This window comes from Azospirillum aestuarii (genome assembly GCF_016632405.1).
Lineage (GTDB): Bacteria > Pseudomonadota > Alphaproteobacteria > Azospirillales > Azospirillaceae > Azospirillum > Azospirillum aestuarii.
Genome location: NZ_JAEPIV010000012.1, coordinates 125,621 through 151,556 on the forward strand (window position 1 = coordinate 125,621; position 25,936 = coordinate 151,556).

Sequence of the window (25,936 nt, forward strand, 5' to 3'; positions counted from 1 at the left end):
GTTCAGGGTGTCTTCCACCGGCGCAACATGCCGGCCAGCGCGTCGGCGGCGGCAAGCTGGCCGTTGACCGTGGCGCTGGACAGCGGCTTGCCCGCCGGGTCGGGCGGGATGGCCAGGGCGTCGAGCAGACCGGCCCAGCGGGTGCCGGCCAGCGCCTTGCCGTGGCGCTCCGAGGCGGCGGTGACCGCAGCGTCGTCGCCCGCCCGGAAGGCGGCCAGCGCGTGGAAGGCGATGTCGTCCGCCAGGGGCGTGTCCGGTCCGCCGATCGGTTTGGCGATCAACTCGGCGTAGGCGGCGCGGGCCGCCGGCCACTCGCCGGCCCGGAACAGGCTGTCCGCCCGGATGCGCGCCGCCTCGGGGCCGGTCAGGCCGCGCAGCGCGTCGAAGGCGCGCATCGCCTCGCCCTCGGCGGCGAAGGCCTCGGCGCGCAGCAGAGCGCGGCGTTCGGCTGCGGCGGCGTCCGGTGCGGGGCCGGCGGTGTGGTCCAGCACGGCCAACGCCTCCGTTCCGCGCCCGGCGTCCAGCAGCACGCGGGCCAGCTCCAGCCCGACCGCCGCGCGCTCGGCGCCGCGCGCGGTCTCGGCGACGGTGTGGAGCAGGCGCGCGGCCTCCAGCGTGAAGCCGCCGCGGGCCAGCAGCCGGGCGAGCCGGCGCTGCCGCGTTCCGGCATCGTCGTCGGTCAGCGCCACCGTGCGGCCGTAGCGCACTTGGAGGGACAGCGCGTCGAGCGCGCTGCCAGGGGTCGTCTCCAGATGGCCGATCACCGCGTCGAGAAGCCCGCGCCCGGTGGTCAGCGCCGCCCGCCCGCGCGCCGTCGCGCCGAAGCGGCGGCCGAGCAGGCCGAAGATGTCGAGCGCAGCGTCGATCCGTCCGGCGCGGGTGTAGGCGGCGCCGAGGGCGGCCAGCGCGTCCGTCTCGACGTCGCCGCCGCGCCAGGCGTAGCGCAGGCTTTCCAGCTCAGCGATGGCGCCGGGATCGTCCAGCGCGCCGCTGGCCAGCCGCAGTTCGATGGAGCGGACCTGGGCGCGGTGGCCGTAGAGGTTGGGCAGGGCGGCGGCCCGCTTGTAGTGGGTCAGCGCCTCCGCCGTCTCGTTGTGCAGCTCCGCCAAACGCCCGCGGAAGAAGTCGAGCCGCCCGTCGGTGGAGCCGATGCCGTCCAGCGTGATCATCTCCAGCACGATCAGGTTCAGCGCCGCGCCGTCCGCCGCCTCACCCGCCGATTCGGCCAGCAGGGTCAGCAGCCGGCCGCGCAGATCGACGGGGTAGGACAGCAGCCGCTTCAACGCGATGGGCAGGCTCGACTTGGCGGCGGTCCAGCGGCTGGGGGCCAGGGTGGCGCTGCGCCAGACATGGTGGTCGGCGGCGGCGGGGGTGGGCTGGGCGCGGACGAACTGGCTGTCGCCGGGATCGGCGGTGCCGTCCAGCGCCCGGAAGGCGTCGCGCAGCAGGCGCAGCTCGTAGCGCTGGTCCGGCCCCGGTGTCAGGCTCTCCGCGGCGTCCAGCGCGGCGCGGCCCTCCTCCGGCAGGGCGCGGGCCAGTGTGAAGCGGGCCATGGCGAGCAGCGCGTCCACCCGCGCGCGGCCCTGGCTCTCGGCGATGCGTTGCTCCAGATGCTGCTTGCGCGCGGGGTAGTCGTCGCCGGCCCAGGCGTCCAGGTCGAAGGCTCGGATCGGCGGTTCGGTCTGGACGGCGGGGGCGGGGGCTACGGCCTGAGGCACGGCCGGCGGCGGCACGGCTGACGGTGACACGGCGGCCACCGTCTTGGCGGCCACCGTCTTGGCGGGCTCCGGCTTCGGCGTCGGGGCGGGGGGCGGGGCCTTGGCGACCAGCGGCGCTTGTACGACTGGCTGCGCCTGGGCGCTGGCGACCGGGTTCAGCCGCTCGGCGAGGCTGATGGGCGCTGCTTGGGCGGGCGCTGTCGGGGCGGGCGCCGGTTCGGGAGCCGGCGGTGGCGCGATCACCGGAAACACCGACGCGCCCGGCGCCTCGGCCAGCAGGCTGGCTTCAGTTGGGACCGCCGTGCCGGGCTTGCGCGCCGGGCGCGGCGGGTCGGCCACGTCGATGAAGGTGATCCGCCGCTCGCGGCGCACGGTGACGCGGGCGCCGCAGGGCCAGTCCACCGTCAGGCTGCGCCCCTCCTCCCCGGTCTGGAAGCCGGTCAGCCGCCGCGAATAGGTGCCGTTCAGCGCCTCCAGCGGCCAGGGGACCGTCTGCGAAAAGGCGATGCGCCCGCCGCAGCTTCCCACATCGACCGCCGGGGCGCCCTGCGCGTTGACCAGGGCCAGCCGCGAGAAGTCGGCATGGTCGCCCGTCTGCACGGTGATCGGCGCCGGCTCCTCCGCCGCGGCGGGAGGCGCCGTCAGGGCGGTGGTGACCGACAGCAGGGCCAGGGAGATGGACAGAGTCCGGCAGGGATGCATCGCGACTGCCCCAAATTTTATCTAAATCGGAATCAAATCCCCCAAGACACCGGTCAGTTCCCGTCGCGGTGCCTCAGGTTGAAACCCGGCTTTAAACTGCATCACCTAGGTTAAGGCGGCGTTCAAACCGAAGGTGTCCGGCGATGGAGAATCCCCTTTACATTGGATTGTCGCGGCAAGTGGCGTTGCGCCGGCAGCTCGATGTCGTGGCGAACAACGTCGCCAACATGAACACTGCGGGGTTCCGCGGTGAACGCATGCTGTTCGAAGCGGCGATGGAGCGCGGCGGCATGAAGCCGTCCGACAAGATCGCCTTCACCATCGACCGCGCCACCTACACCGACTTCACCGCCGGCAGCCTGAAGCCGACCGACAACCCCTACGACGTGGCGCTGGACGGCGACGGCTGGCTCCAGGTGCAGACGCCGGACGGCCCGCGCTACACCCGCGACGGGCGGATGCGGCGCGATGTCGACGGGCAGCTCGTGAACGCCGGCGGCTTCCCCTATCTGGACGACAACCAGCAGCCCATCGTCATCCCGGCCGACCGCAGCCGGATGGAGATCGGCAGCGACGGGCTGGTCTCCGCCGACAACGAGATGATCGCCCGGCTGCGCGTCGTCCGCTTCGAAAGCCCGCAGGCGCTCGCCCAGACCGGCGACGTGCTGTTCGACGCCATGGACGCCCAGCCCCTGCCGGCCCCCGACACCCGGATCATCCAGGGCAAGGTGGAGCAGTCCAACGTCCAGGCCATCGCCGAGATGTCGCGGATGATGGAGCTGACGCGCGACTACCAGTCGGTCACCCGCATGATGGACGACGGGCAGGACCTGCTGCGCTCCGCCATCAACCGCCTCGGCAAATCCGCTTAAATCAGGAGATTGCGTCCATGCGCGTGCTCAGCATCGCTTCGACCGGCATGATGGCCCAGCAGTTGAACGTCGAGGTCATCTCCAACAACATCGCCAACATCAACACCACCGCCTTCAAGCGCGGGCGCGCCGAGTTCCAGGACCTGATGTACCAGTCGGAGCGTCGCCAGGGCAGCCAGTCCACCGACGCCGGCACCATCATCCCGACCGGCATCGAGGTCGGCCTCGGCGTGCGTCCGGGGGCGGTCAACCGCATCAACACGACCGGCAACCTGACCTCCACCGGGAACGAGCTGGACCTCGCCATCGAGGGGCGCGGCTACTTCAACATCCGCATGCCGGCGGGCGAGACCGCCTATTCCCGCGCCGGGGGCTTCAAGCTGTCGCCGGAGGGCACCATCGTGACCAGCGACGGCCATCCGGTGCTGCCGGAGGTCACCGTGCCGCAGGGCACGCGGGAGATCGCCGTGAACGCGTCGGGCGAGGTGCAGGCCTTCGTCGACGGGCAGACCCGCCCGCGCGTGCTGGGCCAGCTGGTGATGACCGTGTTCGTCAACGAATCCGGGTTGGAGGCGATGGGCGACAACCTCTACCGCGCCACCCCCGCCTCGGGCGAGCCGCAGGACGGCACCGGCGGGCAGGCGGGCTTCGGCACCATCCGGCAGAAGTATCTCGAATCCTCCAACGTCAACGTCGTCCAGGAGATCACCGAACTCATCTCCGCCCAGCGCGCCTACGAGATGAACGCGAAGGTGGTCGAGGCCGGCGACCAGATGGCCTCCACGCTCTCCAACATGCGGTGACCGCCATGCGGCGTTCCGTTCGGCGTCTCACTGGCCTCGCGCTGGCCCTGCATCTGCTCTGCGCGCCCGCCCAGGCGGCCTATCTGTCCGACGGCGAAGGCACGGTGGAGGCGCTGCTGGCGCAGGAGCTGGCGGCCTCGCTCGGCCCGGCGGTGCCGCCGGACGCGCGGGTGTCGGTGGTGCTGACCGTGCCCTTCTCCGGCACGGTGGAGGCGGTGCGCGACCTGTCCTACGACCCGCGCGGCGGGCTGGTCCGCGCGCTGGTCAGCAGCGACGGGCGCATCGTCGAAGTGAAGGCCAAGGCCGACATCATGGTGGAGGTGCCGGTGCCGACGCGCCGTATCCTGCCCGGCGAGGTGATCGCCGACAGCGACCTGACCACCATCCCGATGCCGCTGGAGCGGCTGAACGGCGCCGTCGTCACCTCCCGCGACGCTCTGGCCGGGCTGGCCAGCCGCCGCCAGCTGTCCGCCGGGCGGCTGATCCAGACCTCCGCGGTCGGCGCCCCGCTGGTGGTCCAGCGCAACAAGCCGGTCAGCCTCGTCTACGAGGACGGGCCGCTGCAGCTGATGGCGCGCGGCCGCGCCCTGCAGGACGGCGGGGTGGGGGAGCTGGTGCGGGTGATGAACGTCGCCAGCAACATCGTCGTCACCGGCACCATCACCGGTCCGCAGACCGTCACCGTCAGCGGGCCGCCGGACGCCATGCCGCCCTCCGCGGCTTCCGCGAAATTCTGAGTCCAATCAAGGACACGCCCATGCGCACGCTCCCGCCCCGCCTCCTGTTTCCGTTCCTCGCCCTGACGGTGGCGCTCGCCGGCTGCGGACGGCTGGCCGACGTGGGGCAGGCGCCGCGCCTGTCGGAGATCTCAAACCCGGCCATGGCGCCGGAGGCGCGCGTCATCTCCATGCCGATGCCGCGCCCCAACACCAACGAGCAGGTGCCGAGTTCGCTGTGGCGCACCGGGTCCCGCGACTTCTTCCGCGACCCGCGGGCCAAGCAGGTGGGCGACCTGCTGACCGTCATCATCAACATCGCCGATCAGGCGCAGTTGCAGAACCAGACGCAGCGCCAGCGCTCCAACGCCGAATCGGCGGCCGTGCCGAACTTCTTCGGGCTGGAGTCGCGGCTGCCGGCGGTGCTGCCCGACGCGGTGAACCCGTCCAGCCTCGTCGACATGGACAGCTCCTCCTCCTCCTCCGGCACCGGGACCATCCAGCGCAACGAGCGCATCGCCATGCGCGCCGCGGCGGTGGTGACCGAGGTGCTGCCCAACGGCAATTTCGTGATCGCCGGCCGGCAGGAGGTGCGGGTGAACTACGAGCTGCGCGAGATGCGCATCGCCGGGGTCATCCGGCCCGAGGACATCACCAACGTGAACACCATCGACTACGACAAGATCGCCGAGGCGCGGATCACCTACGGCGGGCGCGGCCAGATCACCGACGTGCAGCAGCCGCGCTACGGTCAGCAGGTCTTCGACATCATCATGCCCTTCTGAGCCAAGAGCCATGCCGTCACGCCCCGGACCCAGCCGTTACTCCGTGTTCGTGCTCTGCGCCGCCCTGGCGGCCGCGACCGGGTACGGCATCGGGCGCCTGCAGCTGACGCTCGGTGCCGAGGAGAAAACCGCGGAGCAGCAGGCCGGCGTCGGGCCGGACCTGCCCACCGACGGCCCCGGCCCCTTCTATGTCGAGGTCGGGCAATTGATGGTGCCGGTGCTGGTGGAGGGCCGCACCAACGCCTTCATCCTGACCCAGATCACCTTGCAGACGGGCAGCACCGATCAGGCCAACCTCTTGCGCCGCCATCTGCCCCACGCGCGCAACGCCCTGCTGCAGGCCCTGTTCGGCATGGCGGGGGCGGGCGCCTTCGACGGCCCGTCGGTCGATCCCGCCGCCGTCGCCAAATCCCTGAAGCAGGCCGCCGCCGAACAGCTCGGCCCCGACCTGGTGCGCGGCGTGCTGATCGACCGCCTGATGCGCCAGGAGAACACCCGGCTGTAAGCCGTTCAATCCCGGTTCGCTTCCTCAACCCCTCCCCCGCACCCGACGAGGGAGGGGTTTTGCGTTGACGTGCGGCAAAACGTCCAGAACGACAAAAGTACCGGTACTTAAGGACGGAGTAGGTGCCGGCACTTGACCTCGGTCAAGCCGCTCATGATGCGAAAGGATGAAGCTCCGCCGTGACACCGCAAGGTGATCGCATTTGCCCTTCATAGCCCTCTTCCCCCTGGGGAGAGGGAATCTCAAGTGCGAAAGCCGTGCGCGATACCGTCCGATCAATTTATGGGATCGCCATGAACGCGCCCGCCCGCACCGCCGACACCGCCGCTCCGACCCGCCGCTTCGAAGGGCTGGTCTTCTTCGTCCTGTCCATCCTGATCTGGCCGTTCCTGGCGATCGGCATGGTCGGAGCCTACGGCTTCTCCGTCTGGATGTACCAGATCCTCTCCCACTCCGGCGGGATGTGAGGCGGCCATGCCCGAACTGCACATTTCCAGCCTCGTCATCCAGCACGCGCCGGACCGCACCGCCGCCCTGAAGGAGGTGGTCCTGGCGCTCGCCGGCGCCGACTGGCACGCGTCGGAGAACGGCAAGGCCATCGTCACGCTGGAAACGGCGTCCGAGGCCGAGGTTCTGGACCGCATCGCCGACATCAACGCGATGGCGGGCGTCCACACCACCACGCTGGTCTATCACCACTACGAGGACGCCGAGCGCTGCGCGGAGCCGATGCCCGCCGACACCGCCCTCGTCCCGCACACCCATTGACGCCCGTCCAAGAAAAGACGACCGCCCCAGGAGGCACCCCCCTATGTCCCTGACCCGCCGTGATTATCTGAAGGTCCAAGCCGCCGTGACCGCGGCGGCGGCGGCCGGCGTGAGCCTGCCGGCCGCCCTTCAGCCCGCCGAGGCCGGCACCTTGCCGGCCGGCGCCGACGCCAAGCTCACCTGGTCCAAGGCCCCCTGCCGCTTCTGCGGCACCGGCTGCGGCGTCATGGTCGGCGTGAAGGAGGGGCGTATCGTCGCCACCCACGGCGACGTGAAGGCCGAGGTCAACCGCGGCCTGAACTGCGTGAAGGGTTATTTCCTGTCCAAGATCATGTACGGCGAGGACCGGCTGACCCAGCCGCTGCTGCGCATGAAGGACGGCCAGTTCCACAAGGAAGGCGAATTCACCCCGATCAGCTGGGACCAGGCCTTCGACATCATGGCCACCAAGTGGAAGGAGACCCTGAAGAAGAAGGGTCCGACCGCGGTGGGCATGTTCGGCTCCGGCCAGTGGACGATCATGGAAGGCTACGCCGCCTCCAAGTTCATGAAGGCGGGCCTGCGCTCCAACAACCTGGACCCCAACGCCCGCCACTGCATGGCGTCGGCGGTGGTCGGCTTCATGCGCACCTTCGGCATGGACGAGCCGATGGGCTGCTACGACGACATGGAGCAGGCCGACGCCTTCGTGCTGTGGGGCTCCAACATGGCGGAGATGCACCCCATCCTGTGGACCCGCGTCACCGACCGCCGGCTGACCCACGAGGGCTGCAAGGTCGCCGTCCTGTCCACCTACGAGCACCGCAGCTTCGACCTCGCCGACATCGGTCTGGTGTTCACGCCGCAGTCCGATCTGGCGATCCTCAACTACATCGCCAACCACATCATCAAGACGGGCCGCGTGAACCAGGAGTTCATCGCCAAGCACGTCAACTTCAAGCGCGGCCGCGACGACATCGGCTACGGCCTGCGGCCCGAGCATCCGCTGGAGCAGAAGGCGAAGAACGTCGCCAAGGCCAACGAGTCCGACCCGATCTCCTTCGAGGAGTTCGCGAAGTTCGTCGAGCCCTACACCCTGGATAAGGCGCACGAGCTGTCGGGCGTGCCGAAGAACCGGCTGGAGGCGCTGGCCGAGCTGTACGCCGACCCCAAGGTGAAGGTCATGTCCTTCTGGACCATGGGCTTCAACCAGCACACCCGCGGCGTCTGGGCCAACAACCTCGTCTACAACATCCATCTGCTGACCGGGAAGATCAGCCAGCCGGGCTGCGGCCCCTTCTCGCTGACCGGCCAGCCGTCGGCCTGCGGCACGGCGCGCGAGGTCGGCACCTTCGCCCACCGCCTGCCCGCCGACATGGTGGTCACCAACCCGGAACACCGCAAGCACGCCGAGGAGATCTGGAAGCTGCCGGAGGGCACGATCCCGGACAAGGTCGGCTATCACGCCGTGCTCCAGGACCGCATGCTGAAGGACGGCAAGCTCAACGCCTACTGGGTCCAGTGCAACAACAACATGCAGACGGCGCCGAACACGGCGAACGAGACCTACCTGGGCTATCGGAGCCCGGAAAACTTCATCGTCGTGTCGGATGCCTATCCCACGGTGACGGCGCTCGCCGCCGACCTGATCCTGCCGACCGCCATGTGGGTGGAGAAGGAAGGCGGCTACGGCAACGCGGAGCGCCGCACCCAGGTCTGGCACCAGCTCGTCGGCGCGCCCGGCGAGGCGCGCTCCGACCTCTGGCAGATCATCGAGTTCTCCAAGCGCTTCAAGATCGAGGAGGTGTGGCCGGAGGAGCTGATCGCCAAGAAGCCCGACGTGCGCGGCAAGACCCTGTACGACGTGCTGTACTGCAACGGTCAGGTCAACGCCTTCCCGCTGTCGGACTGCGACCCCGCCTATGAGAACCGGGAATCGCAAGCGTTCGGCTTCTACGTCCATAAGGGCCTGTTCGAGGAATACGCCGCCTTCGGGCGCGGCCACGGCCACGACCTCGCCCCCTACGACATGTACCACCAGGAGCGCGGCCTGCGCTGGCCGGTGGTGAACGGCAAGGAGACGAAGTGGCGCTACCGCGAGGGCTTCGACCCCTACGTTCCGGCGGGCGAGGGCGTGCGCTTCTACGGCAACAAGGACGGCAAGGCGAACATCTTCGCGCTGCCCTATGAGCCGGCGGCGGAATCGCCGGACAAGGACTACCCGTTCTGGCTCTGCACCGGCCGCGTGGTCGAGCATTGGCACTCCGGCTCCATGACGCTGCGTGTTCCGGAGCTGCGCAAGGCCTTCCCCAACGCCGTCGTCTTCATCCATCCCGACGATGCCAAGGACCTGAACCTGCGGCGCGGGCAGGAGGTGCGCATCGCTTCCCGCCGCGGCGAGGTGCGGGTGCGGGTCGAGACGCGGGGCCGCAACAAGCCGCCGCGGGGCCTCGTCTTCGTGCCCTTCTTCGACCACACGGTGCTCATCAACAAGGTGACGCTGGACGCCACCGACCCGCTGAGCAAGCAGACCGACTTCAAGAAATGCGCGGTCAAGATCATTCCTGTCGCGTGAGGAGCCCGTCCATGAAGACCCGCATCACCTTTGCCGCCCTCGCGCTGGCCGCGGCCATGCCGCTCCTGGTGTCCGGCGTGTTCGCCGCGGACGGGGCCGCCCCCGCGAAGGTTTCCTCCGGCCCGCACCCGATCACCCAGGAGATCCCCGCCGACCCGATGGCGAAGGAGATCACCGACGATCACAAGCGGGCGCGGAACTACGCCGACCAGCCGCCGCTGATCCCGCACGCGATCCGCGACTACCAGATCGACCTGAACATCAACAAGTGCATGACCTGCCATGACCGCAAGAACACCGAGGGCTCGCAGGCCCCGATGGTCTCGGTCACCCACTTCCAGGACCGCGACGGCCAGACGCTCGGCGCGGTCAGCCCGCGGCGCTACTTCTGCACCCAGTGCCACGTGCCGCAGACCGACGCCCAGCCGATCACCGGCAACCGCTTCCGCGACATCGACAGCATCCTGGCGGGCGGAAAGGAAGGCGCCAAATGAAGGGCCTTCTGAGCCTCGCCGGACGCTTCTGGCGCGTTTTCTCGCGGCCCAGCGTGCATTTCAGCCTGGGCTTCCTGACGCTGGGCGGCTTCCTGGCCGGCGTGATGTTCTGGGGCGGCTTCAACACCGCCCTGGAGGTCACCAACAAGGAAGCCTTCTGCATCTCCTGCCATGAGATGAAGAACAACCCCTACGAGGAATTGAAGCAGACCATCCACTTCACCAACCGCTCCGGCGTGCGCGCTACCTGTCCGGACTGCCACGTCCCGCATGACTGGACGCAGAAGATCGGACGCAAGATGCAGGCCTCGAAGGAGGTCTGGGGCAAGATCTTCGGCACCATCGACACCCGCGAGAAGTTCCTCGACAAGCGGCTGGAACTCGCCACCCACGAATGGGACCGGCTGAAATCCAACAACTCCCTGGAATGCCGCAACTGCCACAGCGCGGAATCCATGGACATCACCCGCCAGAACCCGCGGGCCGCCAAGATGCACGAGACCTACCTGTTCACCGGCGAGCGGACCTGCATCGACTGCCACAAGGGCATCGCCCACCGGCTTCCCGACATGAAGGGCGTCGAGCCCGGCTGGACCGGAACCGTATCGGCGAAGTGAACCACTAAGGGTTGATCTTTGGCTCCGGCCTCTCCGTCTCGCGGCGGAGGGGCCGGAGTCGTTTTGAAAATTATCTATTTTGATAACATATCTGGAGTTCCTGTTCGACTTCAGGATCAATTTCCGCGTTATGATGTATTCTGTAAGTTGTTCTCCTTGGTCACCGGTTGCTCATAAGAAGAAGTACCATGATCGGCATGGGAGGCCCTTTCTCATGGCATTGTGGCGCTATCTCTAAGGTCCTGTTTTTACGGGAATTTGCATGCGGCATGTTGCCGCATAAGATGTTTTCATGGGATTAAACGCAGTTTCTGGTTTTTGCGGATGCATGCCATGCTTCTTAATCGCGTAATTCGCAGCATAGATGACACCTGAAAAATACACAGAATTAAACATTTTTAATTTTAAGATGATTTAAGGATCATAGAAAAAACTAGAAGTTGATATGACATTCGCACAAAGGTAGGAGGAAAGTAGAAGAAATTTCTTTCCAACGGGGTATTCGATGTCCGAGCTGACTGGCACTTCGGGAAGCGACACGCTGACGGGCGGTAACGGCGACGACACGCTGGACGGTTACGGCGGCTACGACGTCCTGACCGGCGGTGCGGGCAACGATACCTTCCGCTTCTCCAGCCTGAGTGACATCGGCTATGACCGGATCACCGATCTCGCGCCGGGTGACCGCATTGACCTGTCGGCGTTCAACCTGACCTTCATCGGCGACGGGGCCTTCACCGGGTCCCCGCAGAACAAAGGGCCGGCGCAAGTCCGCACGCGCACCGACTTCACCGGCCCGATCTTAGAGATCGACAGCGACGGCGACGGTTTCCCCGATCGGTTCATCACCGTCAGCGGCTCTGTCGTCCTTCGGCAGGTCGACGGCGTGCCCGGCGTGCTGGAGGCCACGCCCGGCCAGTCGCTCACCGGCACAAGCGCGGCGGATATATTGGAAGGCGACGGCGGCCCGGACACCATCAGCGGCGGCGACGGCAACGACACGCTGCGCGGTTTCGCCGGCAACGACAGCCTGAGCGGTGGCGACGGCGACGACACGCTGGACGGCGGCACCGGAAATGACACGCTGACCGGCGGCCTGGGAAACGACACCTTCCTGATCTCCAAGCCCGCCACCATGGGCTACAACGAGGTGCGGATCACCGACCTCGCGCCGGGGGAACGCATCGATCTGTCTGCCTGGAACGCCACCTTCATTGGCGAAGGGGCCTTTACCGGGACGAACGCCGCCCATGGGCCGGCTCAGGTGCGCGTGCGCACCGACATGGCCAACACCACGCTGGAGATCGACAGCAACGGTGACGGCTACAACGATTGCTCCATCTACATCGCCGGTTCTCCCGGATTGCAGGCGGTGGCCGGTTCCCCCGGCGTGTTCGAGCGGGCCCCGGACCAGTCGATCACCGGCACCGCGGCGGGCGAGACGCTGGAGGGCGCCGCCGGGCGCGACACCATCAGCGGCGGCGGCGGCAACGACCTGCTGCGCGGCCTGGGCGGCCATGACAGCCTGTCCGGCGGTGACGGCGACGACACGCTGGACGGTGGCACCGGCAACGACACGCTGACCGGCGGGGCCGGCAACGACATCTTCGTGATTTCCAAGCCGGCCACCGTGAGCTACGGCGAAGTTCGCATCACCGACTTCGCCCAGGGCGACCGTATCGACCTGTCGGCCTGGAACGCCACCTTCATCGGCGAAGAGGCGTTCACCGGGAAAGATTCGGCCCGTGGTTCGGCGCAGGTGCGTGTGCGCACCGACATGTCCGACACCATGCTGGAAATCGACAGCAACGGCGACGGCTGGAACGATTATTCCATCCGGATCGCCGGATCACCCGGATTGCAGCCGGTGGACGGCTCGTCCGGCCTGGTCGAGCGGGCGCCGGACCAAGCGGTCACCGGCACGGCGGACGGCGAAACGCTGGAGGGCGGCCCCGGGCGCGACACCATCGACGGCGGTGCCGGCAACGATCTGCTGCGCGGCCTGGGCGGCAACGACAGCCTGATTGGCGGTTCGGGCGACGACACGCTGTCCGGCGGCTCCGGCAACGACACGCTGGCCGGCGGGGCGGGCAACGATACCTTCCTGATCTCCAAGCCAAGCACGACGGGTTACAGCGAAAAGCGCATTATCGATTTCGCGCAGGGCGACCGCATCGACCTGTCGGCCTGGAACGCCGCCTTCATCGGTGAGGGACCCTTCACCGGCTTCTACAAGTGGGATGGGACGACCGCTTCCTACGGGCCGCCGCAGATGCGCGTTCGCGTGGATTCCACTTCCACCGTGCTGGAGATCGACAGCGACGGCGACGGCATGGCCAATAACTACCTTTACTTGACCGGCGCGCATATGCTGCAGGAGGAGACGGCGGGTTCGGGCGTGTTGGTGCGCATCCCCGACCAGACGCTGACCGGCACGGCGGAAGCCGAGACGCTGGAGGGTGGCGGCGGTCGTGACATCATCAGCAGCGGCGGCGGCAACGACCTGCTGCGCGGTCTGGGAGGCAACGACAGCCTGTCCGGCGGTTCGGGCAACGACACGCTGGACGGTGGGGCCGGCGGCGATACGTTGACCGGCGGCCTCGGCAGCGACACCTTCCTCTTCGCCAGCGCGGCCGAGATCAACGGAGACACGATCACCGACTTCGCCCAGGGCGACCGTATCGACCTGTCGGTCTTGAACGCCGCCTTCATTGGCGAGAAGTCCTTCAATGGAGTCTCCATCGTCGGTGGAGGGGCGGCGGAGATCCGTCTCAACCAGAACTATTACGGTTCCACCGCGCTGGAGATTGACAGCAACGGCGACGGCATGGCCGATCGCTACATCTATCTGACCGGCGCGCCTTCCCTGCAGGAGGAGACGGCGGGTTCGGGCGTGTTGGTGCGCATCCCCGACCAGACGCTGACCGGCACGGCGGAAGCCGAGACGCTGGAGGGCGGGGTCGGGCGCGACACCATCGACGGCGGAGCCGGCAACGACCTGCTGCGCGGTGTGGGAGGCAACGACAGCCTGATCGGCGGTTCGGGCGACGACACGCTGGATGGCGGGGCCGGCGGCGACACGCTGACCGGCGGCCTCGGCAGCGACACCTTCCTCTTCGCCAGCGCGGCCGAGATCAACGGAGACACGATCACCGATTTCGGCCAAGGGGACCGCATCGACCTGTCGGCCTTGAACGCCGCCTTCATCGGCGAGGGACCCTTCACCGGTTCCTACAAGTGGGATGGGACGACCGCTTCCTACGGGCCGCCGCAGATGCGTGTTCGCGCGGATTCCGCTTCCACCGTGCTGGAGATCGACAGCAACGGCGACGGTATGGCCGATCGCTACCTTTACCTAACCGGCGGGCAAGCGCTGCAGGAGGAGACAGCGGGTTCGGGCGTGCTGGTGCGCATCCCCGACCAGATGCTCGCCGGCACGGCGGAAGCCGAGACGCTGGAGGGTGGTGCAGGTCGCGACACCATCAGCGGCGGCGGCGGCAACGACCTGCTGCGCGGCCTGGGAGGCAACGACAGCCTGTCCGGTGGCGAGGGCGACGACACGCTCGAAGGCGGCGCCGGAGCCGACACGCTGACCGGCGGGGTCGGCAACGACACCTTCCGCTTCGCCAGCCTGAGCGACGTCAACGGCGACGTTATCGAAGACTTCGCCCTGGGCGACCGTCTCGACCTGTCTGCCCTGGGCGCCACCTTCATCGGTGATGGGGCTTTCACCGGCTCCTTCATGAACACCGGGCCGACGCAGATCCGCGTCCGCATGTACTCTGGGCAGACGTCTCTGGAAATCGACAGCGACGGCAACGGCTACGCCGACCGCTACATCTATCTGAACGGCGCACCCGCGTTGCAGCAGGTGGCCGGTTCGCCCGGCGTCTTCGAGCGCATCCCCGACCAGACGCTGACCGGAACGGCTGAGGCCGAGACGCTGGAGGGCGCCGCCGGGCGCGATACCATCAACGGCGGCGGCGGCAACGACCTGCTGCGGGGAATGTCCGGCAACGACAGTCTGACGGGTGGCGAGGGCGACGACACGCTCGAAGGCGGCGCCGGAGCCGACACGCTGACCGGCGGTCTCGGCAACGACGTCTACCGCTTCGCGCTCGCCGACATCGACGGCGACATCATCGCCGACTTCGGCTTCGGCGACCGGCTGGAGATCACCGGCCTGACCGCCAATTTCATCGGCGAGGAGCCCTTCACAGGCACCTATTCCAGCAACGGCCCGGCGCAGATCCGCGTCCGTGCCGACGCCACCGCGACGGTCCTGGAGATCGACAGCAACGGCGACGGCTATTCCGACCGTACCATCACTCTGACCGGTGGGCCGGCGCTGCAGCCGGTAGCCGGTTCCCCCGGCGTCTTCGAGCGCATTCCCGACCAGACGCTGACCGGCACGGAGGAGGCCGACACGCTGACCGGAGGACTCGGGCGCGACACCATCAACGGCGGCAACGGAAACGACCTGTTGCAGGGCCTGGGCGGCAACGACAGCCTGTCTGGCGGCTTCGGCAACGACACGCTGGACGGCGGGCCCGGCGGCGACAGCCTGACGGGCGGGGCGGGTAACGATATCTTCCGCTTCTCCAACCCGACCGACGCCGGCGGGGACATCATCACCGACTTCGCGAACGGCGACCGCATCGACCTGATGGGGTTGGATGCTGCCTTCATCGGCGAAGGCAACTTCACCGGCACCAGCATCGGCAACGGACCTGCGCAGGTGCGGGTCCGCCAGGACTACGGCACCACCGTCCTGGAGATCGACAGCAACGGCGACGGCTATTCCGACCGCAGCATTTCCCTGACCGGTCAGCACGCGCTGCGGGAGGTGGCCGGTTCGCCCGGCGTGCTGGAGCGTGTTCCCGACCAGACCCTGACCGGTACGGCGGATGCCGATATCCTGACCGGCGGCGCCGGCAAGGACACCATCAGCGGCGGCGCCGGCAACGATCTGCTGCAGGGTCTTTCCGGCAACGACAGCCTGTCCGGCGGCGACGGCGACGACACGCTGGAGGGTGGCGAGGGCAACGACACGCTGACCGGCGGCAACGGCACGGACACCTTCCGCTTTGCCGCGGGGCCGATGAGCAACGGCTTCACCACCTACAGCTATGATGACATCACCGACTTCGCGGTGGGCGACCGCATCGATCTGACCGGTCTGAATGCCACCTACATCGGCAACGGCGCCTTCACCGGCAGTTACAGCAACAAGGGGCCGGCGCAGGTGCGCCTGCGCCAGGACAGCACCAGCGCCACGCTGGAGATCGACGCCAACGGCGACGGCAGCGTCGACCGCAACATCCAGTTGCCCAACGGGGCGGCGCTCGAGGAACTGGCGAACGCGCCCGGCATCCTGGTTCGCGTGCCCGACCGGGCGCTGACCGGCACGGCCGGCGACGACGTCCTGGACGGTGCGGCGGGCCGCGACACGCTGTCCGGCGGCACCGGCAACGACACGCTGCGTGGCTTCGCCGGGAACGACAGCCTGTCCGGCGGCGCCGGCGACGACCTTCTGGAAGACGGCATCGGCTTCGACACGCTGTCCGGCGGCACCGGCAACGACACCTTCCGCATCGCCGCGGCACCGGCCGGAACCGCTTTCAGCTATTCCATCTATTCCAGCACCTACATCAGCGATTTCGCGCAGGGCGACCGCATCGACCTGTCGGCACTGAACGCTGTCTTCGTGGGTGAGAACGGCTTCCCGGGGAACGGCACCGCGGCGGTCCGCCTCCGCACGGATCTCAGCAACGGCACGCTGCTGGAGATCGACAGCAACGGCGACGGCGTCACCGACCGCCAGATCCAACTGGCCGGCGCCCATGCCCTGGAGGAACTGGCGGGCTCGCCCGGCATCCTGGTGCGCGTGCCCGACCAGACGAAGACCGGCACGGCGGGCGACGACGAGCTGAATGGCGGCGCCGGGCTCGACACCATCAATGGCGGGGCGGGCAACGATCTGCTGCGCGGCATGGGCGGCGCCGACAGCCTGAACGGCGGCGACGGCGACGACACGCTGGACGGCGGCACCGGGCGCGACATCCTGACCGGCGGGGTGGGCAACGACGACTTCCGGTTCGATGGGATCGGCGACGTCGGCAGCGACGTCATCACCGACTTCGGTCCGGGCGACCGCATCGACCTGTCCGAGATGGACGTCCAGTTCATCGGCGAACGGGCCTTCACCGGCAGCTATCCCAACTATGGCCCGGCGCAGGTGCGCTACCGCACGGACGTCGGCAGCACGGCGCTGGAGTTCGACAGCAACGGCGACGGCGTCGCCGACCACTGGATCGTTCTGACTGGCGCCCACGCGCTGGAGGAGCTTGCGAACACGCCGGGCGTGCTGGTGCGGGTCGCCGACCGCTCCCTCGTCGGGACCGAGGCGGCGGACACGCTGACCGGCGGTCCGGGCTTCGACAGCCTTTGGGGCGGCGGCGGCAACGACCTGCTGAACGGGCTGGGCAGCGGCGATGTGCTGGACGGCGGAGCCGGCGACGACACGCTGATCGGCGGCGACGGTGCCGATCTGCTGATCGGCGGCGAGGGCAACGACACCTTCCGCTTCACCGAGGCCAGCCAGCTTGCCGGCGACCGCATCGCGGACTTCTCCACCGGCGACCGCATCGACCTGTCCGCCCTGAACGTCACCTATATCGGCGAACAGCCCTTCACCGGCACCTTCCAGCAGAAGGGAGCGCCGCAGGTCCGCCTGACCACGTCGGGCGACGACACGCAGCTCGACTTCGACCTTACCGGCGACGGCACCGTCGACGGCCGGATTATCCTGTCGGGCTCGCACGCCCTGATTGTCGATCCGAGCACGCCGGGCGTGCTGGTCCGGGCGCCGGAGACGGTCCGGACCGGAACCGGCGGCAACGACACGCTGGAAGGCGGTGCGGGCAGCGACACGCTGTCCGGTGGGGCCGGCGACGACACGCTGTCCGGCCTGGGCGGCGCCGACAGCCTGGACGGCGGGACCGGAAACGACCTGCTCCTCGGCGGGGCGGGGGCGGACCTGCTGCGCGGCGGAGCGGGCGACGACACGCTGGACGGCGGGGCCGGTTCCGACCAGCTCTTCGGCGGCGAGGGCAACGACACCTTCCGCTTCATCAACGCCAGCGAGATTCTGGGCGACCGCATCGCCGATTTCGCCGACGGGGACCGTATCGACCTGTCGGCTCTGAACGCGGTCTACATCGGCTCCGCCATGTTCACATTTCAGCCCAACGGTGGTGGCCCGGCCCAGGTGCGCTCGGTCATCTCCGGCGGCGTGACCCGCGTCGAGTTGTCCACCGACGGCTATGGGTGGGCCAACGCCTCCTTCACGATCATTGGCGAGCATGACCTCAAGGTCGATCCGAACGCGCCGGGCGTGCTCGTCCGCATTCCGACCCAGGCGGTGACCGGCACCGACGGGAACGACAGCCTGACGGGTGGTCCCAGCCGTGACACGCTGACGGGCGGTGCGGGCAACGACACGCTGGTGGGCCTGGGCGGCAACGACCTGCTCCAAGGCGGCGTCGGTGACGACGTGCTGATCGGTGGCGACGGGGCGGACACGCTGGAAGGCGGCTTGGGCAACGACCGTTTCGTCGTCGGTTCGGCATCGGAGATGAACTTCGACCGCATCCTCGACTTCGGCCCCGGCGACCAACTCGACCTGTCGGCGCTGAACGCCCGCTTCCTCGGCGAGGGGGCGTTCACCGGCAGCGTGTCGAATCCGGGACAAGCCGAACTGCGCGTCTACTACAGCGCGGACACCACGACGGTCGTCCTCGACTCCAACGGCGACGGCGTGGCCGACGTCGGCATGTGGCTCAACGGCGTGGTGCCTCTGGTCGAGATGGCGGGGACCCCCGGCGTCCTCATCACGGAATACGGCAAGTCCCAGACCGGCACGGCCGGCGACGACAGCCTGACCGGCGCCTCCGGTCCGGACACGCTGATCGGCGGGGATGGCAACGACACGCTGAGCGGCGATTACGGCAACGACCTGATCGTCGGCGGGGCCGGCAACGACACGCTGATTGGCGGCGACGGCGTCGACACGCTGGAAGGTGGCGACGGCGACGACACGCTGAACGGCGGTCCGGGCGGCGACCTGATGACCGGCGGGGCCGGGAGGGACAGCTTCCGCTTCAACCGGGCCGGCCACATCGACGGCGACCGCATCACCGATTTCGGTCCCAACGACCGCATCGACCTGCGTGACATGAACGTCACCTTCATCGGCTCCGCCGCCTTCACCGGCAGCGTCGCGCAGCCCGGCCCGGCGCAGGTGAACGTCCTTATCCTCGGCAGCGGCCCGCTGGGCGAAACCCGGCTGGTCTTCGACATGAACGGTGACGGCTTGGGCGAGCGGATGCTCATCCTGTCCGGCGTGCACACGCTGATGGCGAGGCCCGACAACGCCGCCATCCTGATCCGCGTCGACGATCTCATCCTCACCGGGACGGACGCGGGCGAGACGCTGGAGGGCGGCGCCGGGCGCGACAGCCTGTCCGGCGGCGCCGGCAACGACACGCTGTCCGGCGGTGTCGGCAACGACACGCTGTCCGGCGATGCCGGTGACGACACGTTGGTCGGCGGGGCGGGCACCGACCGCCTGACCGGCGGTGCCGGCCACGACACCTTCGTCTTCGCCGCGGACGACATCGCGGGCGACCGCATCACCGACTTCGCGGACGGGGATCGCATCGACCTGTCGGCGTTGAACGCCGCCTTCATCGGCACGTCCATCTTCAGCGGCACGGGGAGCGCGGAGATCCGCATGTCCGCGGTGGGCGAGCCGGGCTTCCGCAACACGCTGCTCGACATCGACCTGAACGGCGACGGCGTGACCGACCGCAGCATCGAGATCACCGGGGAGCACATCCTCCAAGTCGATCCGCAGGCGCCGGGCGTCCTGGTTCGCGCCGCCGGCCAGCGCTTCGAGGGCACGGACGCCGCCGACACGCTGACCGGCGGTGCCGGCGACGACACGCTGACCGGTGGGGCTGGAATCGACAGCCTGACCGGTGGGGCGGGCCGTGACCGGCTCGACGGCGGCGATGGCGACGACACGCTGCTGGGCGGCGACGGGGCCGACACGCTGACCGGCGGTGCCGGCGACGACACCTTCCGCGTGCTGACCGTGGGCGACGCCGCGGGTGACCGCATCCAGGACTTCGCGGACGGCGACCGTCTCGACCTGTCGGCGCTGGGCGCCGGCTTCATCGGCGGCGGTGCCTTCACCGGCTCGTCCGTCAATCTTGGCCCGGCCCAGATCCGCGTCGCGGTGACCGGCGTGGAGGGCCAGCAGCGCACCCTCGTGGAGATCGACGGCAACGGCGACGGCATCGCGGACTCCGTGATCGAACTGGCCGGCGCCCACGCCCTGCGGGAGGACGGCACGGGCATCCTGGTCCGTGTCTCCAACAAGACCCTGACGGGCACGGCCGCCGCCGAGACGTTGACCGGTGGCGACGGCGCCGACAGCCTGTCCGGCCTGGGCGGCGACGACCGGCTGGAGGGGCTTGGCGGCGACGACCGGCTGGACGGTGGCGACGGCAACGACACTCTGGATGGTGGCGAGGGCAGCGACACGCTGACCGGCGGGGCCGGCAACGACAGCCTGACCGGTGGGGTCGGCAGCGACACGCTGAGCGGCGGCGACGGTGACGACACGCTGGTGGGGTCGGAAGGCCGCGACGAGCTGACCGGCGGTGCCGGCAACGACACCTTCGTCTTCGCCCGCGCCACCGACATCGACGGCGACCTGATCACCGACTTCGCCACGGGCGACCGCATCGACATTTCCGGCCTGTCGGCCAGCTTCCTCGGCACCACACCGCTGTCCCAGCGCTTTGGTTCCGGCGTGGCGGTGAATTACGTCAACTCCGGCACGGGTGCCTTCGCCACCACCGATCTCCAGTTCGATGTGGACGGCGACGGGGTGGCGGACCGCGTCATACATCTGGCCGGCACCCACGCGCTGGCCGCCGATCCGTCCAACAGCGGCGTCCTGGTCCGCGTCACCGCCATCTCCGCCACCGGCGGCGACGGAGCGGACACGCTGACCGGCGGCGCGGCGTCCGACACGCTGACCGGCGGGGCCGGCGACGACCGGCTGGACGGCCTCGGCGGGGCGGACTTCCTCTATGGCGGTGCCGGCGACGACACGCTGGCCGGCGGAGCCGGCGAGGATGTGCTGAGCGGCGGCGAAGGCAACGACACCTTCCGCTACGCCAGCGTGGCGGAGGCGAACGGCGACCGCATCACCGACTTCGCGGCGGGCGACCGTATCGATCTGTCCGGCATTCCCTTCACCTTCGTCGGCAGCGGTCCCTTCACCGGCACCGTGGCCCAGCCGGGCGGCGCGCAGGTCGGCTTCCGCTTCGTCACCTCCGGCGGCGCCATCACGCAGCTGCTGTTCGACACGAACGGCGACGGCGTGGCCGACGCCACCCTGACGCTGGCCGGCTTCCACGAGCTTCAGGAGGCGGAGGGCAGCGCCGGCGTTCTGGTCCGGGCCAACGGCCTGACCCTGACCGGCACCGCCGACGCCGACACGCTGACCGGCGGCGACACGCCCGACCGGCTGATGGGCCAGGCCGGCGACGACCGGCTGTTCGGCAACGGTGGCAACGACAGCCTGTCCGGCGGTCAGGGCAACGACAGCCTGAGCGGCGGCGACGGGGCCGACCTGCTGTCCGGCGACGCCGGCGACGACACGCTGAACGGCGGGGCCGGCGACGACACGCTGAACGGCGGTGACGGCAACGACCTGTTCCAGGCCAGCAGTGGCACCGACGACATCAACGGCGGCGCCGGCCTCGACGCGGTGGTCTTCACCGACGCGAAGGCGAACTACGACATCGTCAACAACGGCGGGACGATCACCGTCACCCACGCCCGCGGCACCAAGGCGGACGGCGTCGCCCGCATCACCGCGGTGGAGGAGCTGCGCTTCACCGACCAGACGATGGACCTGACGCCGGCCACGGCCATCGGGGCGCGGCTGCTCGGCGGCCTGGGCGGCACGGCTGGCTTCGGCGAGAACGAGCTGGACCGCAGCAACGACGGGTCGAGCGCCTTCATCGACATCCGGTCGGTCTTCGCCGACGGCATCAACGTCTTCGGCAAGGTCTATACCGGTTTCTACATCAACACGAACGGCAGCATCTCCTTCGACGCGCCGCTGCCCGCCGGTCTGACGGCCGAAGCGCTGTCGGCGTCGGCCCCGGCGATGATCGCGCCCTTCCTGTCCGACGTGGACACGCGGAGCGGCACCGGCTCGGCGACTCCGGGCGGCACCTCGCAGGGCACCAACCGCGTCTACTACGACCTCGACCCGGTCACTGGGACCATCGTCATCACCTGGGACGACGTGGCGGCCAACGGCGGCACGGACGGCGCGCGCAACGCCTTCCAGCTCGTCCTGACCAACGCCGCCGGCGCCTCCGGGCGCAAGGCCGGGGACTTCGACGCGGAGTTCCGCTACGAGTCGGTCAACTGGGCGCAGACCGGCGGAAACACGGTCGCGCGGGCCGGCTACACCGCCGGCAACGGCGATGCGTCGGGCCTGTTCATCCTGCCGCAGTCGGGCGGCGAGGCGGGGATGCTCGCCCTCGACACCACGGCGGGCAACACGGGCGTGAACGGACTGTGGCGCTTCGAGATGACCGGTGGCGCGGCGACCAACGCCCTGCCGGCGGTCGTCGCCATCGAGCCGGGCCAGCTGTCGAAGGCGGAAGGCAACAGCGGCACCACCCGCTTCACCTTCACGGTCACCCGCTCCGGCGACACGACCAGCGCGGTATCGGTCGGCTACACGGTGGCCGGCACGGGCAGCAACCCGGTCGGCGGCGGGGATCTGGCGGGCGGTTTCCTGCCCTATGACGGCACGGTCACCTTCGCGGCGGGCGAGACCAGCAAGACCATCTCGGTGGACGTGCTGGGCGACACCGTGGCCGAGGCGAACGAAACCTTCGCGGTGACGCTGGCGAACCCGGCGGACGGGTCCAACATCAAGCTGGGCAACCGTCAGGCGACCGGCACCGTCCTGAACGACGACAACCAGGCGCCGCCGCTGCCGCCGGGCTTCCGTCCGGGCGCCAACTGGGGCGACCCGCATCTGGTGACCTTCGACGGCTTCTACTACAGCTTCCAGGCGGTCGGCGAGTTCACCTACGTCAACGCCAAGTCGGGCGACGAGCGGATCGTGCAGCTCCGCACCGCGGCGCTGGGCGACGCGGTGTCGATCAACACGGCGGTGGCGACGAAGATCGGTTCGGTCCGGGTGTCCATCAACGCGAAGGACGCCGCCCACCCGCTGCGCATCGACGGGGAGGCGACCGACATTCCGGACGCCGCCGGGTCGCTCGCCGTCGGCGACGGGCACATCTTCCGGTCCGGCAACGTCTACACCATCGTCTATTCGAACCAGGAGCAGCTCATCGTCACGGTCGAGGCCGACCGCGTCGACCTTCAGCTCTACCTGTCGCCGAGCCGTGCGGCGGGGTCGATCGAGGGCCTGATGGGCAACCTCGACGGCGACGCCTCCAACGATCTGGCGCTGGCCGACGGCACGGTGCTGTCGCAGCCCATCGACTATGCGGTCCTCTACGGCAGCTACGCGGACGGTTGGCGGGTGTCGCAGCAGACCTCGCTGTTCGACTATGGCCAGGGCGAGACGACGGCGAGCTACACCGACCGCAGCTTCCCGCGGCAGGTGCTGTCGGTCGACTCCCTGCCCGCGGCGCTGCGCGAGCGGGCGGAGGCTCTGCTGGACGCCGCCGGCATCACCGACCCGGCGCTGCGGCAGGCGGCCCTGCTCGACGTGGCGCTGACCGGTGACGCCAGCTTCCTGAAGGGAGCAACGCAGACCAACGCTCCGACGCAGCAGTCCAACACGTCGAACGCCCCGGCTGCCGCTCCGGTCATCACCATCGCGGCCCGCACCGCCACGGTGACGGAGCGCAACAGCGGCAGCACGAACGTCGTCTTCGACGTCTACCGGACGGGCGACTCCAGCGCCGATCTGGTGCTCGACTTCGCCGTGACGGGCTTCGGCACCTGGGCGGCGGACGCCGCGGACTTCGGCGGGCAGCTCCCCAGCGGGACGGTGACCCTGGCCGCCGGCCAGACCTCCGCGACGATCACCGTCGCGGTGGCCGGCGACGCGGTGGCGGAGGCCGACGAGACCTTCGCCGTCACCCTGTCGCAACAGGCCGGAGCCTCCACCCAGGCGGTCATCGCGGCGCCGCGGGCGACGGTGACGATCGAGAACGACGACGGCGCGTTGACTCCCCGCCTGGACATCGCGGCGGCCTCGGCCATCGTGCAGGAAGGGGCGAACGCCAAGGCGACCTTCACGATCGTCCGCAGCGACAATGCCCTCGACCCGGTCAGCGTCACCTACACGGTGGCCGGCAGCGGGCCGAGCCCGGCGTCCGGGGCGGACTTCGCGGGCAACGCCTTCCCGACCGGAGTCATCAGCCTCGCGGCGGGTGAAACGACGAAGACGGTCGAGATCGCCATCGCGACGGATGCCCTGAACGAGGCGGACGAGACCTTCACGGTCACGCTGTCCAACCCGAACGGCGCCACCCTCGGCACCGCGGTGGCGACGGGGGTCATCAAGAACACGGCTCCGCCGCCGCCGTCACTGTCCATCGCGGCGGAAAACGGCAGCGCCGTGGAGGGCAACGACGGTACGACGGCGCTGACCTTCCTGGTGACCCGCACGGGCGACACGTCCGGTTCCACCACCGTGTCCTACGCGGTGGCGGGCAGCAGCAGCGCCCCGACGTCCGCCGGTGATTTCGTCGGTTACACCCTGCCGCACGGCACGGTCACCTTCGCGGCGGGCGAGCAGACCGCCCGGATCACCGTCAACGTCCAGGGCGACCGGGACGTCGAGGCCGACGAAACCTTCACGGTCACGCTGTCGAACGCCAGCGGCGGCACGATCGGGACGGCCTCGGCGACCGGCACCATCCGCAACGACGACGCGGCGACCGGCGGCAACAACGCGGGCGGTGGTTCCAAGCCGGTCGGCGACGAGACGGTGAACGGCGTCGTGGTCCAGACCCGGACGGGCAGTGCCCCGGAGGGTGTCAATGTCGCCTTCGTCGAGACCGGCCTCGCCCAGGCGGTGCCGGAGGGCAACCGGGACGGCGTGACCGTCGCGCTGATGCAGGACGCGGGCAACGCCCCGCTCCTTCAGGCCAATGTGGCGGCGGGCTGCGGGCTCTCCGCCTATGGCCCGCAGTCCACGGTGGAGAGCGGCCAGATGGCCGGCGTCTTCGCCGGCATGCTCGCCGCCCTGCTGCCGGACAGCCGGACCACGGCGATCCGGAACGAGGTGGCGACCTTCGCCGCCGCCGCTGCCGGTGCGATGACGCTGCGCACGCTCACTCCGACGGGTACGGGACCGGTCACCGTCACCGGCACCGCCACCGCCGGGGCGCCGCGCGAGGCGCTCATCATCAACATGGGCGGCAATCCCGGCGGTTCGGTCATCCTCAACCAGGTGGACTTCGCGGTGCTGGTCGGCCAGGGCACCTTCACCGGCGGGGAGGGCAACAGCCTGACCATCGGTGACGACAGCGCCCAGACCATCAACCTCGGTCCGGGGGACGACACCACCCGCGGCGGCGGCGGCAACGACGTGGTGGCCAGCACCACCGGCCGCGACCTGCTGGCCGGCGACGCGGGCAACGACACCCTCCACGGCGGCGGCGACGACGACACCCTGCTGGGCGGCGACGACGACGACGTGGTCGGCGGCGGCAACGGCAACGACCTGCTCAGCGGCAATGCCGGCAACGACTGGCTGATGGGCGAGGACGGCAACGACACCGCCATCGGCGGCGACGGCAACGACGTTCTGTTCGGCATGAACGGCAACGATCTGCTGACCGGCGACGCGGGCAACGACACCATCGTGGGCGGGGACGGCAAGGACTCCATGCTCGGCGGTGTGGGCGACGATCTGATCGGCGGCGGTGCGGGCGACGACCTGATCGACGGCGGCGACGGCAACGACGCCCTGGTCGGCGAGGACGGCAACGACACGCTGTTCGGCGGGGCCGGTGACGACGTGCTGTGGGGCTTCGGCGGTGACGACTGGCTGATCGGCGGTGCGGGGAAGGACATCTTCGCCTTCACGCTCGGCGGCGGGAACGACTATGTGTTCGAGTTCAACCCGGACGAGGACATCCTCGGCTTCGCGATCGCCGGCATCAGCATCGCGGACATCAAGGCGAGCGCCCAGACCGTCGGCAAGAACACCGTCTTCACCCTGTCCGACAAGAGCACCATCACCGTGGTCGGTCTGACCGGCGTCACCGACTCCTGGTTCTCGTAAAAAGGCGACGGGCCGGCGGGGGAACA

The 25,936-nt window shown here is 69.3% G+C and carries 12 protein-coding genes; 11 read left to right on the top strand and 1 reads right to left on the bottom strand.

Going from position 1 to position 25,936, the window contains the following annotated elements:
• Positions 1-2: 2 nt before the first annotated feature.
• A complete protein-coding gene (locus tag JJL56_RS20110; protein WP_247891163.1) occupies positions 3-2,420 on the bottom strand; it encodes a hypothetical protein in 2,418 nt (805 codons plus the stop codon).
• A 143-nt stretch (positions 2,421-2,563) separates the two neighbouring features.
• Between JJL56_RS20110 and flgF the strand changes: the two genes are divergently transcribed.
• From flgF to JJL56_RS33235, 11 genes are all read left to right on the top strand, one after another.
• A complete protein-coding gene (flgF, locus tag JJL56_RS20115; RefSeq protein ID WP_145626303.1) occupies positions 2,564-3,292 on the top strand; it encodes a flagellar basal-body rod protein FlgF in 729 nt (242 codons plus the stop codon).
• Between the two features lie 17 nt (positions 3,293-3,309).
• Positions 3,310-4,095, top strand: a complete 786-nt coding sequence (gene flgG / locus JJL56_RS20120; protein ID WP_145626304.1) for a flagellar basal-body rod protein FlgG — start codon at positions 3,310-3,312, stop codon at positions 4,093-4,095.
• Between the two features lie 5 nt (positions 4,096-4,100).
• A complete protein-coding gene (flgA, locus tag JJL56_RS20125; protein WP_211111922.1) occupies positions 4,101-4,832 on the top strand; it encodes a flagellar basal body P-ring formation chaperone FlgA in 732 nt (243 codons plus the stop codon).
• A gap of 20 nt (positions 4,833-4,852) precedes the next feature.
• On the top strand, positions 4,853-5,596 hold the full coding sequence (gene flgH, locus JJL56_RS20130) for a flagellar basal body L-ring protein FlgH (RefSeq protein WP_145626306.1): 744 nt from the start codon (positions 4,853-4,855) through the stop codon (positions 5,594-5,596).
• A gap of 10 nt (positions 5,597-5,606) precedes the next feature.
• Positions 5,607-6,101, top strand: a complete 495-nt coding sequence (locus JJL56_RS20135) for a hypothetical protein (RefSeq protein WP_145626307.1) — start codon at positions 5,607-5,609, stop codon at positions 6,099-6,101.
• A 293-nt stretch (positions 6,102-6,394) separates the two neighbouring features.
• A complete protein-coding gene (locus JJL56_RS20140) occupies positions 6,395-6,568 on the top strand; it encodes a periplasmic nitrate reductase, NapE protein (protein WP_145626308.1) in 174 nt (57 codons plus the stop codon).
• Between the two features lie 7 nt (positions 6,569-6,575).
• The gene (locus tag JJL56_RS20145) at positions 6,576-6,869 is read left to right on the top strand and encodes a chaperone NapD (protein WP_145626309.1); all 294 of its coding nucleotides are present in this window, start codon (positions 6,576-6,578) and stop codon (positions 6,867-6,869) included.
• A 43-nt stretch (positions 6,870-6,912) separates the two neighbouring features.
• Positions 6,913-9,423: a nitrate reductase catalytic subunit NapA gene (gene napA / locus JJL56_RS20150; protein ID WP_200486079.1), complete on the top strand. Its 2,511-nt coding sequence runs from the start codon at positions 6,913-6,915 to the stop codon at positions 9,421-9,423.
• 11 nt (positions 9,424-9,434) lie between these two features.
• A complete protein-coding gene (locus tag JJL56_RS20155) occupies positions 9,435-9,917 on the top strand; it encodes a nitrate reductase cytochrome c-type subunit (protein WP_145626311.1) in 483 nt (160 codons plus the stop codon).
• Positions 9,914-10,534 carry a NapC/NirT family cytochrome c gene (locus JJL56_RS20160; protein ID WP_145626312.1) on the top strand — a complete coding sequence of 207 codons (621 nt, stop codon included), beginning with the start codon at positions 9,914-9,916 and terminating at the stop codon, positions 10,532-10,534. Before JJL56_RS20155 ends, JJL56_RS20160 begins: the two co-directional genes overlap by 4 nt.
• 505 nt (positions 10,535-11,039) lie before the next feature.
• Complete coding sequence (locus tag JJL56_RS33235; protein ID WP_247891164.1) at positions 11,040-25,910, top strand: Calx-beta domain-containing protein; 14,871 nt, start codon at positions 11,040-11,042, stop codon at positions 25,908-25,910.
• The last annotated feature ends 26 nt before the right edge of the window (positions 25,911-25,936 follow it).